This window comes from Cryobacterium sp. MP_3.1 (assembly GCF_035984795.1).
Classification (GTDB): Bacteria; Actinomycetota; Actinomycetes; order Actinomycetales; family Microbacteriaceae; genus Cryobacterium; species Cryobacterium zongtaii.
Genome location: NZ_JAXCHV010000013.1, coordinates 1 through 16,820, shown reverse-complemented (window position 1 = coordinate 16,820; position 16,820 = coordinate 1). Strand labels below are relative to the sequence as shown.

The following is a 16,820-nucleotide window of genomic DNA, read 5'->3' as shown; positions in this document are numbered from 1 at the left end:
AGGCCGACCCGCGCGGCGACTACCGTGACGATACCCAGCACCGCGGTGACCCGCCACCCCGGGCGCCGGTGCACCCGTCAGTGTGCGGTGCTGACCCCCAGCAGGTCCTGGCTGATGATCGCGGCCGTGCGGGCACCGGCGCCGGCCGCCACGATCAGCTGCTGGGGTCCGGGCGCCGCGACGTCCCCGGCGGCGTAGAGCCCCGGCACGCTGGTGCGCCCGTTGCGGTCGGTGAGCAGCTGGGCGCGCGCGTCCCCGGCGACGTCCAGCCCGGTCAGGAACTCCACGGCGGGGTGCCAGAGCGGCCGCACGAACCCGCCGGTGACCGGGATCCGGTCACCGCCATCCACCCGCACCGCGGCGAGCAGCCCCCGGTCGCCTTCGAGCTCGGTGATCCGGCGCCGTTCGACGCTGATGCCGCGCCCGCGCAGCACCCGCTCCTGGCCGGCGGAGACGGCGCCGGTCTCGTCGCTGAAGAGTGCGCCGTTGGTGAACACCGTCAGCGTACGGGTCCACTGGGCGACCAGGAGCGCCCGGGCGGACAGGTCCTCGGTCTCGCCGATCAGGGCCAGCGGTTGATCACCCAGCTCATAGCCGTCGCAGGCGGCGCAGCTGAACAGGCTCATGCCATAGAACCCGCGGATGTTGGGAACATCCGGAAGCGTCTCGCGCAGCCCGGTGGCCACGAGCACCGCGCGGCCGGCCACGGTCCGGCCGGCACTCGACGGGTTTCCGAGCGTGACGGTGAACGGGTGCGTGTTGTTCTCCTCGCACAGCTCACGGGTTCGCCGGACCGCGCGCACCGAGGTACGCCGCACGATCTGGGCGCCCGGATAGCCCTCGACCTCTGCCCTGGCCAGCCGGCGCAGCTCGTGCGGAGGGACCCCGTCCCTGGTGAGGAAGCCGTGCGAGATCATGGTCGCCGCGTTCCGTGGCCGGTCGCTGTCGATGACGAGCACGGTGAGGCGGGCCCTGCTCAGGTTCAGCGCCGCCGAGAGGCCGGCCGGACCGGCGCCGATCACGACGCAGTCATAGCGGTCCTGGTCGTCGTGCTCCAGTGGCTCAGCCACCGAGTGCACCCTGGCGAGGCAGCTCGGCGATGACCGGGTGGTCGAAACCGCGCACACCGGTTTTCGCGGCGCCGCCGGGGGAGCCGAGCTCGACGAAGAAGTCCACATTGGCCCGGTAGTAGTCGGACCAGGCCTCGGGCAGGTCGTCTTCGTAGTAGACGGCCTCCACCGGGCAGACCGGTTCGCAGGCGCCGCAGTCGACACACTCGTCGGGGTGGATGTACAGGGACCGTTCGCCCTCGTAGATGCAGTCGACCGGGCACTCGTCGACGCAGGCGCGATCCTTCACGTCCACGCACGGCAGCGCGATGACATAGGTCACGAGGACACCAGCGCGACTTCGGTGGCGATCAGCACCTGCTCGTCGCGGGGCACGACCTTCACCCGTTCCCGGGTCACCTCCGACAGGTCGGCATCGCCGAGCGCCCGTTCGTGGGCGTCCAGGGCCAGCCAGCCGGGCCAGGTGGTGTACCGGATGCCGCGCTCGCCGAGCAGCCGCAGGATGGCGTCCTGGGCAGGGTCGGCCGGTTCCGGCAGCAGTGCCAGATCCTCGACCAGGTGGGTGATCGTCTCCAGTGCGTCGCCCTTGGTGTGGCCGATCAGCCCGACCGGACCACGCTTGATCCAGCCCGTGGTGTAGAGCCCGGGCAGGGGCATGCCGTTCTCGTCGATGACGCGGCCTTCGTCGCTGGTGATGACGCCGCGGGCGTCGTCGAAGGGCACATCGGGCAGCGCGCTGCCGCGGTAGCCGACCGCCCGGTAAACGGCCTGCAGCGGGTAGTCGAGGATCTGCCCGGTGCCGTGCACGCCCCCGTCGCCGGTCGGCGTGGTGCGTTCGAAGCGCATCCCCTCGACCCTGTCGGTGCCGTAGACCTCCACCGGGCTGTGCAGGAAGTGCAGGTGCAACCGCCGGGACGCTCCGGTGGCCTCGCGGGTGAGCCAGCCGTTCAGGGTGCGGCTCATCACCTTGACCTGGTTGCTGGACGCGACCAGGCGGGCCTCGGAGTCGGCGTCCCTGGGGAAGTCCTCCTCGTAGACGATCACGTCGACGTCGGGGATATCGCCGAGTTCGCGCAGCTCAATCGGGGTGAACTTCACCTGGCCGGGACCGCGCCGGCCGAAGACGTGCACGTCGGTGACCGGCGAGCCCGCCAGGCCGGCGTGCACGTTGGCGGGGATGTCGGTGCTGAGCAGGTCGGCGGGGGGCTTGGCCAGCATCCGCGCCACGTCGAGGGCCACGTTGCCGTTGCCGATCACCGCGATGTCGGTGGCGTCCAGCGGCCAGTCCCTCGGCACATCCGGATGCCCGTCGAACCACGAGACGAAGTCGGCCGCTCCGTAGGACCCGGGCAGCGTGATGCCGGGGATCGGCAGGTCGGCGTCGCGGATCGCCCCGGTGGCGAAGATGACGGCGTGATAGTGCCGGCGCAGGTCGGCCAGGCAGAGGTCGGTGCCGTAGCCCACGTTGCCGAGGAACCTGATGGTTCCGGCATCGAGCATCTCGTGCAGGGAGGTGACGATCCCCTTGATGCGGGGATGGTCGGGGGCCACGCCGTAGCGGATCAGGCCGTAGGGGGCGGGCAGGGTGTCGAACAGGTCGATGCCGACCTCACCGCCGGTCGCCCGCACGGCCGTGCCGAGGATGTTGCCGGCGTAGATGCCGGCGGGGCCGGCGCCGATGATGGCGACGCGCAGTGGCTGGGGCGCGGAGGGCGTCCGGGTCATGAGTGGCCTTTCGAAAGAGCGGGGTCGAACGTGCGTGACGGGGTGGGGTGAATCGGTGGGTCCTGGTTCGCCTACCGGCGCGCGCCCGGGGTGAGGCCACGGCGGCGCAGGAGCCGGCGCTCGAGCGGGGCGAAGGCGGTCAGTTCGACCAGAATGCCCACCGTGAGGATGACCAGGATGGTCGCGAGCACCGCGGAGAGGTCGGCGAGTTCCCGGCTCTGCTGCAGCATGGTGCCGAGCCCGAATCCGATCGAGCCGCCTACCACGATGATCTCCGCCGCCATCAGGGATCGCCAGGCGAAGGCCCACCCCTGTTTGAGCCCGGAGAAGTACCCGGGCAGGGCGGCCGGGAGCACGACCAGGGTGGCGAGTTCGATGCGGGAGGCGCCCAGCACGGTGCCGACCTTGCGCAGCTGCGGGGGAACCTGGTCGATGCCGGAGACCAGCCCGTTCGCGATCGACGGGACGGCGCCCATCAGCACCACGAAGTAGACGGTGGCGTCGGTCAGACCGAACCAGATGATCGCGGCGGGCACCCAGGCCACGGACGGCAGCACCTGCAGACCGGACAGCAGCGGCCCGAGGGCACGGCGCAGCAGCCGCCACTCGGCCAGCAGCAGCCCGAGCGGGGTGCCGATCGCGACGGCGATGAGGAAGCCGGCTCCGCCGCGCGACAGGCTGGTGAGAACCGCCTGCTGCAGTCGGCCGTCGTTCCACTGGTCGACGAGCGACCCGGCCACATTCACCGGGCCCGGTGCCAGGTCGGGTCGGGGCTGGGCGATCACGGTGTAGAACTGCCAGGCCACGATCAGCGCCACCACAAGCAGGACCGGTGGCAGCACCCCGCCGAGAAACCGGCGCCAGCGGCCCTTCTCGGTCAAGGGCACGGTCTGGAGGGCGTCCAAGCCCGATTCGAGGCGGCGGAGCTCGTCGTGATCACCGACGGGGCGGGGCCCGGCGGAGGAACTGTGCGGGTTGGTGTCAGGCAGCATTGCGGCGGATCTCCTCTCGTAGCTGGTCGGTGATCTCGATGGCCAGGCGGGACACCTCGGGGGGACTCGATCCGCCGGGTCCCGGTGTGGTCGAGGCGCCATTCGTTGGCGATGCGGCCGGGGCGAGAGGACATGAGCACCACCCGCTGGCCGAGCCGGGCGGCCTCGCGCACGTTGTGGGTGACGAAGATGATGGTGCGGCCGGTCTCCCGCCAGACCCGCTCCAGTTCCTCGTGCAACAGGTCCCGGGTGATGGCGTCGAGGGCCGCGAAGGGTTCGTCCATCAGGAGGACCTTGCGATCCTGGGCGAGGGCCCTGGCCAGGGCCACTCGCTGGCGCATGCCGCCGGAGAGCTCGTGCGGGCGTTTCTGGGAGGCATCGGCGAGGTTGACGAGATCGAGCAGCTCCAGGGCCTGGGCGCGGCGCTGGGACCTGGGCACCCCCCGGAGCTTCAGAGCGAGTTCGACGTTGCGTCCGGCGGTCAGCCACGGGAAGAGCGCCGACTCCTGGAACATCACCGCCGCGTTGCCGCTGGTCACGGTGACGGTGCCCTCGGTGGGGTGTTCGAGACCGGCGATGATGTTGAGCAGGGTGGACTTGCCGCAGCCGGAGGCGCCGAGCAGGCAGAGGAACTCGCCGGGTGCCACGGTAAGGGTGATGTTGTCCAGAACGACAGGGCCGGCCGGTCCGAACCGTTTGCCGAGTGAGTCGATGCGGATTGCCGGAGTCACACCGAGCGGCTGCGTGGTCGGTGCCTGGGGCGTGTCGGTGACGGTCTGCACGATTACTCGGTTCCGAGCCCGGCAGCGGAGACCGGTTGCCCGCCGGCCGCCGTGAGGACCCTGTTCAGCGGTGCCAGGTCGAAGAGCCCGTCCAGGCTCCCGGTTTTGGCGGTGCCGACGTCGACTCCGGCCTGCAGCAGTAGAGGGAAGGCCGCCGCGAGCGGGTCGGTCGTGAACGTCACGCCGGTGAGGGCGCGGGCGAGAACTGCGTCGGGCAGCGGCGTTCCGGTGTCCGCGACGAGGGTGCGGTTGATCGCGGCGGCGGCCTGGTCGGGGTTGGCGGTGAGCCAGTCGACGGATGCCGTGTGGCCGGCGACGAGATCCTGCACAGTTTCCGGATGCGCGGCCAGGAAGTCGGTCCCCACCACCAGCACCGTGGTCGGGAACGCGCCGTCCGGCCAGAGCGAGGCCTCATCGACGAGGACGGTGGCACCGGCCTCGAGGATGAACCTGGACACCCAGGGTTCAGGAAGCCACGCGCCGTCGATCTTGCCGCTTTGGAAGAGGGTGAGGGCCTGGGCGTTGTCGGTCGGGGCGATATCCACGTCGACGTCGCCGCCTGTGGTGCTTGTCCTGTAGCCCTGCTCGCCGAGCCAGGAGCGCAGCGCGACATCCTGCGTGTTGCCCAGCTGCGGGCTGGCGATCGTGGTTCCGGCGAGGTCGCCCGCGTCGGTGATTCCGGGTCGCACGACCAGCGCGGCCCCGCCGCTGGTGGCCCCGGCCACGATCCGAACCGACTGGCCGGCGCTCTGCACAAAACTGTTCACCGCGGGGTTGGGCCCCAGGTAGGCCGCGTCGATGGCCCCGGCGCTGAGGGCTTCGATGGCGGCGGGGCCGGCGCCGAAGACCTGGGTGGTCAGCGTGGTGTCGCCGAGCGCATCCGCCAGCAGCCCCTGATCCAGCCCGACCAGTGCCGGGGCGTGGGTGACGTTGTCGAAGTAGCCCAGACGGAGCTCGGCGGCCGGCCCGGCCGGTTCCGCGGCACTGCGGGAGGCGGAGCATCCGCCCAGCAGAACCGGGATCAAGGCGGCGGCCACCAGGAGGCGGCCGCCCGGGCGGGCGGTGCGGGCGCTCATGCCCGCCCTCCGGTTCCGGCAGCGGTCCCGGCAGCCGTCACTATTCCGGCCGCCAGTGTCGCGCCATCCTGCGGCTGGATCACCAGGAACGCGCCGGCTCGACGGTTCGCCGCGTAGGTTTCCACCGGGAGGGCGGCGGACAGCCGCACGGTGACCTGTCCGATGTCGTTGATCTCGAGCGCTGGGGCGTCTTCGAGGTCCAGGGTGTCCAGGTTGAGCCGGCCGGTGATGGTTCCGACGATGGCCTGCACGGTGTGCGTGCCGAACTTGACCAGCACCCGGGCGCCGGGCTGCAGGGCCCGGGGGTCGAGCCAGAACAGGTCGGCGGCCAACTCCTTCACGGGTTCGGGCATGGTGCCGGCCGTGCCGATGACGGCGCCGCGGGCGATGTCGAGGTCGTCGCGCAGCCGCAGGGCGACCGATTGCGGTGCCACGGCCTCGCCGAGTGCGATTCCGGCGAAGTCGATGCCGGTCACGACGGTGCTGGCGCCGCCGGGGGTCACCGTGACGGTGTCACCCACCCGAACGGTTCCTGACGCCACCTGGCCGGCGTACGCCCGGTAGTCGCGGTAGTCCGCGGCGACTTCCGGCGCAACGGCGACGGCGCCCTGGGGGCGCAGCACGAGCTGCACCGGCAGCCTGAACGATTCCACGTTCGTGGCGACGTCGTCAGCGGCGGGCAGGGTCTCCAGCAGCTCGAGCAGGCTCGGGCCGTCGTACCAGGGCGTGTTCGGCGACCTCTCGACGACGTTGTCGCCCACGAGGGCCGAAACCGGGATGACGTGCACGGCGCCCAACCCCAGCTCGTCGGTGACCCGTCGCACGGCCGCAGCGACAGCGCCGAACGCGGCCTCGTCGTAGTCCTGCAGATCGATCTTGTTCACCGCGATGACGATGTGTGGCACCCGCAGCAGTTTCACGACGGACAGGTGCCTGCGAGTCTGTTCGAGCACGCCCTTACGCGCGTCGATGAGCATGATGACGGCATCGGCCGTGGTGGCGCCGGTGACCATGTTGCGGGTGTACTGAACGTGGCCGGGGCAATCGGCCAGGATGAACGAGCGCTGATCGGTGGCGAAGTACCGGTAGGCGACGTCGATGGTGATGCCCTGCTCGCGTTCGGCCCGGAGCCCGTCGGTGAGCAGCGCAAAATCGATGCCGCCGGCCGCGCCGCCGAAGCCGCGCTCGGTGGAGGTACGGGTGACGGTGTCGAGCTGGTCGGCGAGGATCGCCTTCGAATCGTGCAGCAGCCGGCCGACCAGGGTGGACTTGCCGTCGTCGACGGAACCGGCGGTCGCGAATCTGAAGAGGGTGCCCTCTGAGCGCTCGAGCTGTACCTGAGTCATTAGAAATACCCGTCCTTCTTGCGATCTTCCATGGCGGCTTCGGAGATCCGGTCGTCGGCGCGGGTCGCGCCGCGTTCGGTGATGGTGCTCACGGCGATTTCGCGTACGACGTCCTGCACGGATGCGGCGTCGGAGTCGACGGCGCCGGTGCAGCTCATGTCGCCCACGGTGCGGTACCTGACCGTGCGCGAGACGACGGTCTCACTGGCCAGCGGGGCGCTGACCGGGCCCACGGCGCGCCACATGCCGTCGCGACGGTAGACCTCGCGCTCGTGCGCGTAGTACAGCGGGGGCAGCCTGATGCCCTCCCGCTCGATGTAGCGCCAGACGTTGAGCTCGGTCCAGTTGCTGATCGGGAACGCCCGCACGTGCTGGCCCACGGTGTGGCGGCCGTTGTAGAGGTTCCAGAGTTCGGGGCGCTGGTTGCGCGGGTCCCACTGGCCGAACTCGTCGCGGAGCGAGAGGATGCGCTCCTTGGCGCGGGCCTTGTCCTCGTCGCGGCGGGCGCCGCCGAACACGGCGTCGTGGCGACCTGCGGCGATCGCGTCGAGCAGCGGAAGCGTCTGCAGGGGGTTGCGGGTGCCGTCCGCTCGTTCGGTCAGGCGGCCGTCGTCGATGTAGTCCTGCACGCTGGCCACCTCGAGCCGGAGGCCCAGTCGGGCCACGGTCTCGTCGCGGAACGCGAGCACCTCGGGGAAGTTGTGCCCGGTGTCCACGTGCAGGAGCGGGAAAGGCACCTTGCCCGGCCAGAATGCCTTCGCGGCCAGGTGCAGCACGACCACGGAGTCCTTGCCGCCGGAGAACAGCAGCACGGGGCGTTCGAACTCGGCGACCACCTCACGGATGATATGGATCGCCTCGCTCTCGAGCACGTCGAGCTGGCTCAACCCGGTGCTGTCGGTGGAAGCGGCACGGTCGATGGTGCGGTCGATGGTGGGGGCGGGGAGAGCGTTCACAGGTGGAGTCCGCATTCTGTCTTCGCCAGGCTGGCCCAGCGTCCGGATCGGGGATCGTCGCCCTCGGCGACGGGTTTGGTGCACGGCGCGCAGCCGATGGACGGGTAGCCCTGGGCCATCAGCGGATTGACCGGCACGGTGTGCGTGCCGGCGTAGTCGAGGATGTCCTCGAAGCTCCAGGCGGCGAGCGGATTGACCTTGACGAGGCCGTTGCGTTCGTCCCAGGCGATCAGGGGCGTGTTCGCCCGGGTGGGGGCCTCGTCGCGGCGCACGCCGGTGAACCAGACCTCGTAGCCACCGAGTGCCCGGTGCAGGGGATCGACCTTGCGCAGCGCGCAGCACAGGTTCGGGTCCCTGGCGAACAGCTCGGCACCGTGCTCGGCGTCCTGCTCGGCCACCGTGCGCTCGGGCAGCACGTCGACGATGTGTACGGGCAGCAGCCTGGCCACGTCGCCCCGGGTGTCGTGGGTCTGGGCGAAGTGGTAGCCGGTGTCGAGGAAAAGAACGTCAACGCCGGGCAGTCGCCGGGACACGGCGTGAGGGAGGACGGCGTCGGCCATCGAGCAGGCGACCGCTGCGGCATCCGTGCCGAAGTTGCGGGCGACCCAGGCGATGACCTCGTCGGCGGATGCCTCGCCCAGCTCGGCAGCGCCGGCCGCGGCCAGGGGGCGCAGCTCGTCGGGGGAGCGGCGGGTGCTCGTGGGAGTGCCGGTGCTGCTCATAACAGAGCCTCCTCGTTTGCCCGGTGCGCCCAGGCCGCGAAGGTCTCGGTGTCATCCCGGTCGGCCAGGAAACGGAGCACGATTCGCTCCACATAGTCCGCGAGGTCGTCGGCGGTCACCTTGAGACCACGCACGGTGCGGCCGAGGCCGGCCTCTTCGCGGCCGACGGAGGCCAGGCCCCCGCCGAGGTGCACCTGGAAACCGGGGACTTGGCCGCCGTTCCCATCGGCGAGGAGCTGGCCCTTGAGGCCGATGTCGGCGGTCTGGATGCGGGCGCACGAGTTGGGGCACCCGTTCACGTGCAGGCTGATCGGTTGCGGCACGTCGATGCCGGCCAGGCGTTTCTCGAGTTCGAGAACGGCGTCGGTCGCAGTCTGCTTGGTCTCGACGATGGCGAGCTTGCAGAACTCGATGCCGGTGCAGGCAATGGTCGTGCGGCGGAACAGGCTGGGGCGGGCGGCGAGGCCGAGTTCGTCGAGGGCGATGATGAGCGGTTCGACGTCTGCTTCGCGGATGTCCAGCAGCACCAGCTTCTGGTGCGGAGTGGTGCGCAGCCGCCGGGAGCCGTGCTGCTCGAGGAGGTCGGCGAGTCGTGTGAGCATGGTGCCGGAGACCCGGCCGACAAACGGGGTGACACCGATGTAAAACCGGCCGTCGACCTGCTTGTGCACGCCGATGTGGTCGCCGTGCTGGGTCGGCGTCGGGGCGGGCGGACCGTCGGGCAGTGCCTCGAAGAGGTACTCGTCTTCGAGGACCTGACGGAATTTCTCGGGTCCCCAGTCCGCGAGCAGGAATTTCAGCCTGGCCTTGTTGCGCAGGCGCCGGTACCCGTAGTCGCGGAAGATGGAGGCAACGCCGAGCCACACGTCGGCGACCTTCTCGGGGGAGACGAAGGCACCGAGGCGCTCGCCGAGCCGGGGGTTGGCCGAGAGGCCGCCACCCACCCAGAGGTCGTAACCGAGGCCGAGCTCCGGGTGCCGCAGGGCGACGAAGCCGACGTCGTTGATCTCGTGCACGACATCCTGGCTCGGGTGCCCGGTCAGGGCGGTCTTGAACTTGCGGGGAAGGTTCGCGAGCTCGGGGACCCCGATGTACCGCGCCGTGATGTCGGCGATCGTGTCGGTCGGGTCGAGGAGTTCGTCGACGGCGATGCCGGCGACGGGGGAGCCGAGCACCACCCGCGGCACATCGCCGCAGGCTTCGGTGGTCTGCAGGCCGACGGCCTCGAGGCGGCGCCAGATCTCGGGAACGTCCTCGACCCGGATCCAGTGCAGTTGGATGTTCTGCCGGTCGGTGAGGTCGGCGGTGTCCCGGCCGAATTCCTCGGAGATCTGACCGATGACCCGCAGCTGGCCGGTGCTGAGCTGGCCGCCGTCGATGCGCACCCGCAGCATGAAATAGGCGTCTTCGAGTTCGTGGGGTTCGAGGGTCGCGGTCTTGCCGCCGTCGATACCGGGCTTGCGCTGAGTGTAGAGACCCCACCAGCGGAACCGGCCGTGCAGGTCGGTGCTTTCGATGGAGTCGAACCCGTCGCGGGAATAGATCTTCTCGATCCGCTCGCGCACGTTCAGCCCGTTGTCCACTCGCTTCCAGGCCTCGTTGCCGTTGAGCGGCTCGGTGCCGTCGACTTTCCACTGGCCGTTCGGCCGGGAGGCGGGACGTTGACGAGGGCCGGCCTCGGTCTGCGGCTGGGTGGTCTGGCTCTGTGGCACTGAGGTCCTCCTCGTTGAACGCGGGCGCTGCTCCGCCAGGCTGCGCGGCGTGCTGGGAAATCTATCGAGCCTGCGCCGCAACGTCATCGCGAGGCGTCACAGCCGGTCACGCTCCGTAGCGGGGCGTCACGAAGGCGCGGCCGACGCCCCGAGTGAATATGGTGTCGCGGTGGGCGCTGGTGCCCGGTGTCGACGGCGGGGTCGGTAGCCGAGCCATAGGCTAGGGGCATGGCAGAACGCACCCCGTGGTCCCTCTCCGGCGCATTGCGCGGAGTGTTCGCGAAGAAAACCATTGACGCCGATACCTGGGATGACCTCGAGGACTCGTTGATCCAGGCCGATTTCGGCCCCGACATCACCGATGCGATCGTGGCCGAGCTGCGCGCCAAGGTGTCGCGGTACAACACCACGGACCCCAAGGACCTGCACCGGATGCTCCGCGAGGGCATCGAGGAGCGCCTGGCGAAGCTCGATCCCACGCTGAACCTCAGTGCCCGGCCTGCCGTGGTGCTCGTGGTCGGTGTCAACGGGGTGGGGAAGACCACCACCATCGGAAAATTCGCCAAGTTCCTGCGCGTCCACGACCGCAGTGTCCTGATCGGGGCCGCCGACACCTTCCGTGCCGCCGCGGTGGAGCAGCTCGCCACCTGGGCGGAACGGGCCGGCGCGGACATCGTGAAACCGCAGGCCCAGGGCCAGGACCCGGCATCCGTTGCCTTTCAGACCGTCGAACGTGCCGTCAGCACGGGTACCGAGATCGTGATCATCGACACCGCCGGCCGGTTGCAGACCAAGGGCGGGCTGATGGATGAGCTCACCAAGATCCGTCGGGTCATCGAGAAGCAGACCCCGATTTCCGAGGTGCTCCTGGTGTTGGATGCCACGACCGGCCAGAACGGTCTCGCGCAGGCCGAGGCATTCATCGAGCACGCCGGGGTGACCGGCCTGGTGCTGACCAAGCTCGACGGGTCGGCCAAGGGCGGTTTTGTCCTGGCCGTTCAGGAAAAAACAGGAATCCCCATCAAACTCGTCGGGCAGGGTGAGGGAATCAACGACCTCACCGGTTTCACCCCGCACGTTTTCGCACAAAAACTCGTCGGATAGGACGCCCCTCATGACCATCGAACATGACTTTTTCGGAATCCTCGGCAGCGACGACGACAGCGGTGAGGTGTACTGGTCCGATACCGCTGAGCTGGGTGACCAGAATGTCGAAATCGACGTGAGCTCACCCGACGAAGACTCGGTGTCGGTTGAGGCCCTGGATATCGTCGCGGCCATGATCAACGCCCTGGAAGACCTGGATTCGCAGGCCCGCGAATCACTCGTCGCCGACCTGAGCGCCGAGGTCTCGGTCACCAGCCAGTTCATCGTCGCGCAGTTCGAGGAGCTCGACGCCGAGGTGCTCGAGGACGCCCTGATCTGGGACTCCGGGGACAAGCAGATCGATTACCTGCGCTCCCTCCAGTTGCAGCGCATCGGGTTCCACCCGCATCACGTCGGCAACGACCAGCATTTCGCGGTGCTCGACTACTCGATCAGCCCGCACGAGACCGATGCCCTGCTCGTGGTGACCCTGGACGTGCACGGCGACACCATCGTGATCGCCGCCGACAGCTGATACTCGGCCTCGACAGACAACGAAGGCCCCCGGAGCGATCCGGGGGCCTTTGTCGTGTGCGGAGCGGGGTGAGTCAGCCCAGGTGCATGGCCGACTCGGTGCCGAGCAGGTCCTCCGGCTTCGGGCGCACCATGAAGAACGCGACGGGGGCGGCCACCAACACACCAACGGCGGCCCAGAAGAAGGCGGCCTGGTAGCCGTCGACGAAGGCCTCCAGCTGGGCGACGGGCGTGCCGTCACCGCCGGCCAGTGAGGCCGCGATGGCCGAGGTGTAGAGCACGGTGAAGACCGCGGAGCCGATCGATCCGCCGATCTGCTGCACGGCGGTGACCGCGGCGCTGGCGGCGCCGGCGTCGTGGGCGTCGATGCCGGCCAGTGCCACGTTCTGCAGTGGCACAAAGATCATCGCCAGGCCCGCACCCATCAGAATGAGGCCGGGAAGCACCTCAACGACGTAGCTGCCGTCGACGGTGATGCGGGAGAGATAGAACAGCCCGGCGGCCACGACGACAGGTCCCAGGGTCATCGGCAGGCGAACGCCGATGCGGGGCAGGAACTTGGACAGCACGGTGGCGCCGACCATGATCGTCGCGGTCATCGGCAGGGAGGCCAGTCCGGATTCCAGGGGCGAGAAGCCCAGCACGATCTGCAGGTGGAAGGTGAGGAAGAGCAGTCCGCCCAGCAGCGCGGCGCCGGTCAGCGTGCCGGTGATGAACGCGCCTCCGCGCACCTTGTCGGCCAGAATCCGCAGCGGCAGCAGCGGGTGGTTCGACCGGCTCTCGACGAGCACGAAGAGGCCCAGGAGCACGACGCCCAGCGGGATGAAGACGAGGACTTGCCAGGCGGACCAGCCGTTCTCGGCCTGGGCGAATCCGAAGACCAGCGAACCGAGTCCGAGGGCGACCAGAATCGCGCCGGGTACGTCGTATCGGGTGTTGCCGTGGGCCTTGCTCTCCCGGATGATCGGGATGGCCGCGGCGATGGCGATGATCGCGATCGGCACGTTCACGAGCAGGCACCAGCGCCAGCTGGCGTACTCGGTGAGCACCCCGCCGAGCACCAGGCCCACCGCGGCGCCACCGCCGGCGATCGCACCGTAGACCGAGAAGGCCTTGATGCGGTCCTTGCCACCGGGGAAATTGACCGTGAGCAGGGCCAGCGAGGCCGGGGCCAGCAGCGCGGCGAACAGGCCCTGCAGGCCGCGGACGGCCAGGAGCTCCCAGGTGCTCTGCGCCATGCCGCCGAGCGTGGAGGCGACGGCGAAGCCGGCCATGCCCACGATGAAGGAGCGCTTGCGGCCCCAGTAGTCGGCGATGCGGCCGCCGAGGAGCAGCAGCGCGCCGAAGACCAGGGCGTAGAGGGTGACGACCCAGGTGCGGTCGCCGTCGCTCATGCCGAGGTCGCTCTGGGCGTGGGGGAGGGCGATGTTGACGATGGTGCCGTCGAGCACGACGGTCAGCTGGGCGAGGGCCACGATGGCCAGCAGCCACCACCGGCGGGGGTGGTGAGCGTGGACTTCGGTAGAAGAGTCGGGCGATGGAGGGGTGGAAACCGGGGAAACGCCGGCCGCGCTCGATTGTGACATGCCGAGAACTATACCAAACGAACTAGTTCGTTTTGTTACACTGGTGGCATGAGAAGAGTCGATTCACCGTCCGGGCTGTCGCCGAAGGAGCCAGCGCCCACCCGGCAGCGCATCCTCGAGGCCGCGAGGGTGGAATTCGCCGCTTACGGGCTCGCCGGTGCCCGAATCGACCGGATCGCCCGCAACGCTTCGGCCAGTAAGGAGCGCCTCTACGCCTACTACCGGCACAAGGCGGACCTCTTCAGCGCGGTCCTGGAACTGAACCTGATCGAGTTTGCGAGCGCGGTGGAGCAGGGCGCAGGGGAGTCCCTGCCCGAGTTCGCGGGCGCACTCTACGACCACTCGGTCGCGCATCCGGAGTACCTGCGGATGATCGACTGGGCCAATCTGGAAGGCCAGGACCTGATCAACCCGCCGTTGGCCCTCATCGAGGATTTCCACGCCGAGCGGGTCCGCGCGGTCATCGCGCTGCAGGCGGGCGGGAGCGTCGACGCATCCTGGGACCCCGACCACCTCAACGCCCTCGTGTTCGGGATCGTCTCGTGCTGGATCCACGAGCCTGCCGCCGCCTTGGCCGCCGACCAGGCGGCGGACCCCGCCACCGTCGCCGCCCGGCGGGCCAGTGCGGTGCGCGCCGTCGAACGATTGATCGGTTAAACTAAGACCACAATGGCTACTTTTGGAAACCTCTCAGATCGCCTCGCCGAGACGTTTAAAAATCTCCGCACCAAGGGCAAGCTCAGCGCCGCGGATGTCGACGGCACCGTCCGCGAGATCCGGCGCGCCCTCCTCGACGCCGACGTGGCGCTTGAAGTGGTCAAGGACTTCACCGGCAAGGTGCGCGAACGCGCCCTCGGCGACGAGGTCAGCAAGGCGCTGAATCCGGCCCAGCAGGTCGTGCAGATCGTCAACGAGGAGCTCATCCAGATTCTCGGTGGCCAGCAGCGCCGCCTGGAATTCGCGAAGAAGCCGCCGACCATCATCATGCTGGCCGGCCTCCAGGGTGCGGGTAAGACCACCCTGGCCGGCAAGCTCGCCAAGTGGCTGGCGAAGGACGGCCACACGCCGATCCTGGTCGCCGCCGACTTGCAGCGCCCCAACGCCGTCACCCAGCTCGAGGTCGTCGGCGCCCAGGCGGGTGTGCCCGTGTACGCTCCCGAGCCCGGCAACGGCGTCGGCAACCCGGTCAAGGTGGCCCGCGACGGCGTCAAGTTCGCCCAGCAGAAGCTGCATGACGTGGTCATCGTCGACACCGCCGGACGTCTCGGCGTCGACGCGGAGATGATGAAGCAGGCCGCGGACATCCGCAAGGCCATCGACCCCGACGAGGTGCTCTTCGTCATCGACGCCATGATCGGTCAGGACGCCGTGGCGACGGCCCGTGCATTCCAGGACGGCGTCGACTTCACCGGTGTCGTGCTGTCCAAGCTCGACGGTGACGCCCGTGGTGGTGCGGCATTGTCGGTGGCGTCGATCACCGGCCGGCCGATCATGTTCGCGTCCACGGGAGAGGGCCTGGACGACTTCGAACCGTTCCACCCCGACCGCATGGCCAGCCGGATCCTCGACCTCGGTGACATCCTCACCCTGATCGAGCAGGCTCAGGGTGCGTTCGACGAGGACGAAGCGCGCAAGATCGCGGAGAAGTTCTCCACCGACACCTTCACCCTCGACGACTTCCTCGGCCAGATGCAGCAGCTGCGCAACATGGGCTCGATCAAGAAGATGATGGGCATGCTGCCCGGCGCCGGCGCCATGAAGCAGCAGCTGGACAACTTCGACGAGCGCGAGATCGTGCGCACCGAAGCGATCATCCAGTCGATGACCAAGGCCGAGCGGGTCACACCCAAGCTCCTGAACGGTTCACGGCGCCTCCGCATCGCGCGCGGTTCCGGGTCGACCGTCACCGAGGTGAACCAGCTCGTGCAGCGGTTCGAACAGGCCGCCAAGATGATGAAGACCGTGGCCAAGGGCGGCATGCCCAACATCCCCGGCATGGGTCCGATCCCCGGCGGCATGGGCGGCAAGCGCCCGCAGGTGCAGCAGAAGAAGAAGGGCTCGAAGTCGGGCAACCCGGCCAAGCGCGCCGCGGAGAATGCTGCCATCGCCTCCGGTGAAAAGGTCGGCGGCGCTCCCGCCGCCGGCGGCTCGGGTTTCGGTCTGGGCGGCGGCGCCAAGGCCGGCGGACCATCGGCCGAGGAGATGGCGGCACTGCAGAAGATGCTCGGCCGCTAAAGCCCCCGGGAGTCACCGGTCGACGGAGCCGAAACGGGAGTGGCCGGGGATTAGGATTTTGCAATGACCTCTCCCCAGCCCCGCCCCGTGCGCCTCGGCGTGCAGATCGCCCCGCAGCACGCCGACTACACGTCCATCCGGAACACCGTTGCGGCGGTCGAAGCCCTCGGCGTTGACATCGCCTTCAACTGGGACCATTTCTTCCCGCTCTCCGGTGACCCGGAGGGGCTGCACTTCGAGTCCTGGACCCTGCTGGCCGCCTGGGCCGAGCAGACCAGCGTCATCGAGATGGGCGCACTGGTCAACTGCAACAGCTACCGCAACGCCGACCTGCAGGCGGACATGGCCCGCACCATCGACCACATCAGCGGCGGCCGCTTCATCTTCGGCACCGGCTCGGGCTGGTTCGAGCGCGACTACGACGAGTACGGCTACGACTTCGGTACCGTCGGCACCCGACTGGACGCCCTCGCCGCAGACCTGCCTCGCATCGAGGCGCGCTGGGACAAGCTCAACCCGGCGCCCGTTCGCGACATCCCGGTTCTCATCGGCGGCGCCGGTGAGAAGAAGACGCTGCGTATCGTGGCGCAGCACGCCGACATCTGGCACTCCTTCTCCACGCCGGAGGTTCTCACCCACAAACTCGGCGTCCTGGGCACCTGGTGCGACACCGTCGGGCGTGACATCAGTGAGATCGAAATCTCCACCGAACTGCGCGGAAAGACCACCGGGGAAGCCGACGAACTCTACGAACTCGGCACCACGCTGTTCACCCTCGGAATCTCCGGTCCCGCCTACGATCTCGCCCCGGTCGAAGACTGGCTCGCCTGGCGCGACAGCAAAAACGCCTGACGTAGGCCAGGTGAGGTGGCCTGTCCTCGTCGGGTCAGAACGGTGGGTTCTCGGGCACCGGCGGGGTCGGCTGCCGGGTCGGCCGCGGCCGGGGCATCAGGTAGCTCTCGTCGTCGGGCCGCCTCCGGGTCTTCGGCCCCATCACC

Annotated in this window: 16 protein-coding genes; 5 read left to right on the top strand and 11 right to left on the bottom strand. The window is 69.1% G+C overall.

All coding sequences use genetic code 11. From position 1 onward, the window contains the following. Positions 1-77: 77 nt before the first annotated feature. The 10 genes from RCH12_RS10180 to RCH12_RS10135 form a co-directional block, all read right to left on the bottom strand. Positions 78-1,070, bottom strand: a complete 993-nt coding sequence (locus RCH12_RS10180) for an NAD(P)/FAD-dependent oxidoreductase (RefSeq protein ID WP_327016785.1) — start codon at positions 1,068-1,070, stop codon at positions 78-80. Next, positions 1,063-1,392: a ferredoxin gene (gene fdxA, locus RCH12_RS10175; protein WP_327016784.1), complete on the bottom strand. Its 330-nt coding sequence runs from the start codon at positions 1,390-1,392 to the stop codon at positions 1,063-1,065. The genes RCH12_RS10180 and fdxA overlap by 8 nt, the downstream gene beginning before the upstream one ends. Continuing rightward, positions 1,389-2,795 (bottom strand): FAD-dependent oxidoreductase, encoded by a 1,407-nt coding sequence (locus RCH12_RS10170; protein ID WP_327016783.1) that lies wholly within the window; start codon positions 2,793-2,795, stop codon positions 1,389-1,391. The genes fdxA and RCH12_RS10170 overlap by 4 nt, the downstream gene beginning before the upstream one ends. 71 nt (positions 2,796-2,866) lie before the next feature. Then, on the bottom strand, positions 2,867-3,787 hold the full coding sequence (locus RCH12_RS10165) for an ABC transporter permease (RefSeq protein WP_103432068.1): 921 nt from the start codon (positions 3,785-3,787) through the stop codon (positions 2,867-2,869). After that, positions 3,673-4,569 (bottom strand): ABC transporter ATP-binding protein, encoded by an 897-nt coding sequence (locus tag RCH12_RS10160; RefSeq protein ID WP_442784575.1) that lies wholly within the window; start codon positions 4,567-4,569, stop codon positions 3,673-3,675. Before RCH12_RS10160 ends, RCH12_RS10165 begins: the two co-directional genes overlap by 115 nt. 2 nt (positions 4,570-4,571) lie before the next feature. Further along, on the bottom strand, positions 4,572-5,645 hold the full coding sequence (locus RCH12_RS10155; RefSeq protein WP_327016782.1) for an ABC transporter substrate-binding protein: 1,074 nt from the start codon (positions 5,643-5,645) through the stop codon (positions 4,572-4,574). Continuing rightward, positions 5,642-6,991: a sulfate adenylyltransferase subunit 1 gene (locus RCH12_RS10150; RefSeq protein WP_327016781.1), complete on the bottom strand. Its 1,350-nt coding sequence runs from the start codon at positions 6,989-6,991 to the stop codon at positions 5,642-5,644. The genes RCH12_RS10155 and RCH12_RS10150 overlap by 4 nt, the downstream gene beginning before the upstream one ends. After that, entirely contained in the window at positions 6,991-7,962 is a 972-nt protein-coding gene (cysD, locus tag RCH12_RS10145) for a sulfate adenylyltransferase subunit CysD (protein WP_327016780.1), read from the bottom strand. Before cysD ends, RCH12_RS10150 begins: the two co-directional genes overlap by 1 nt. Beyond that, positions 7,944-8,669 carry a phosphoadenylyl-sulfate reductase gene (locus tag RCH12_RS10140; protein WP_327016779.1) on the bottom strand — a complete coding sequence of 242 codons (726 nt, stop codon included), beginning with the start codon at positions 8,667-8,669 and terminating at the stop codon, positions 7,944-7,946. The genes cysD and RCH12_RS10140 overlap by 19 nt, the downstream gene beginning before the upstream one ends. Further along, positions 8,666-10,381 carry a nitrite/sulfite reductase gene (locus RCH12_RS10135; protein ID WP_327016778.1) on the bottom strand — a complete coding sequence of 572 codons (1,716 nt, stop codon included), beginning with the start codon at positions 10,379-10,381 and terminating at the stop codon, positions 8,666-8,668. Before RCH12_RS10135 ends, RCH12_RS10140 begins: the two co-directional genes overlap by 4 nt. 228 nt (positions 10,382-10,609) lie before the next feature. On the opposite strand from RCH12_RS10135, the gene ftsY reads away from it, so the two are divergent. Both ftsY and RCH12_RS10125 read left to right on the top strand, forming a co-directional pair. Then, a complete protein-coding gene (ftsY, locus tag RCH12_RS10130; protein WP_103432061.1) occupies positions 10,610-11,485 on the top strand; it encodes a signal recognition particle-docking protein FtsY in 876 nt (291 codons plus the stop codon). A gap of 10 nt (positions 11,486-11,495) precedes the next feature. After that, the gene (locus tag RCH12_RS10125) at positions 11,496-12,002 is read left to right on the top strand and encodes a DUF2004 domain-containing protein (RefSeq protein WP_088456482.1); all 507 of its coding nucleotides are present in this window, start codon (positions 11,496-11,498) and stop codon (positions 12,000-12,002) included. A gap of 73 nt (positions 12,003-12,075) precedes the next feature. Here the strand turns inward: RCH12_RS10125 and RCH12_RS10120 are convergent, their stop codons facing one another. Continuing rightward, entirely contained in the window at positions 12,076-13,587 is a 1,512-nt protein-coding gene (locus RCH12_RS10120) for an MFS transporter (RefSeq protein WP_327016777.1), read from the bottom strand. A gap of 48 nt (positions 13,588-13,635) precedes the next feature. Here RCH12_RS10120 and RCH12_RS10115 point away from each other — a divergent pair, with 48 nt between their 5' ends. The 3 genes from RCH12_RS10115 to RCH12_RS10105 all read left to right on the top strand — a co-directional run bounded on the left by RCH12_RS10115 (position 13,636) and on the right by RCH12_RS10105 (position 16,674). Continuing rightward, positions 13,636-14,244: a TetR family transcriptional regulator gene (locus RCH12_RS10115; RefSeq protein ID WP_327016776.1), complete on the top strand. Its 609-nt coding sequence runs from the start codon at positions 13,636-13,638 to the stop codon at positions 14,242-14,244. Positions 14,245-14,256: 12 nt separating this feature from the next. Further along, the gene (gene ffh / locus RCH12_RS10110; protein WP_088456479.1) at positions 14,257-15,822 is read left to right on the top strand and encodes a signal recognition particle protein; all 1,566 of its coding nucleotides are present in this window, start codon (positions 14,257-14,259) and stop codon (positions 15,820-15,822) included. Positions 15,823-15,885: 63 nt separating this feature from the next. Next, positions 15,886-16,674 carry an LLM class F420-dependent oxidoreductase gene (locus tag RCH12_RS10105; RefSeq protein WP_327016775.1) on the top strand — a complete coding sequence of 263 codons (789 nt, stop codon included), beginning with the start codon at positions 15,886-15,888 and terminating at the stop codon, positions 16,672-16,674. Positions 16,675-16,820: the final 146 nt, after the last annotated feature.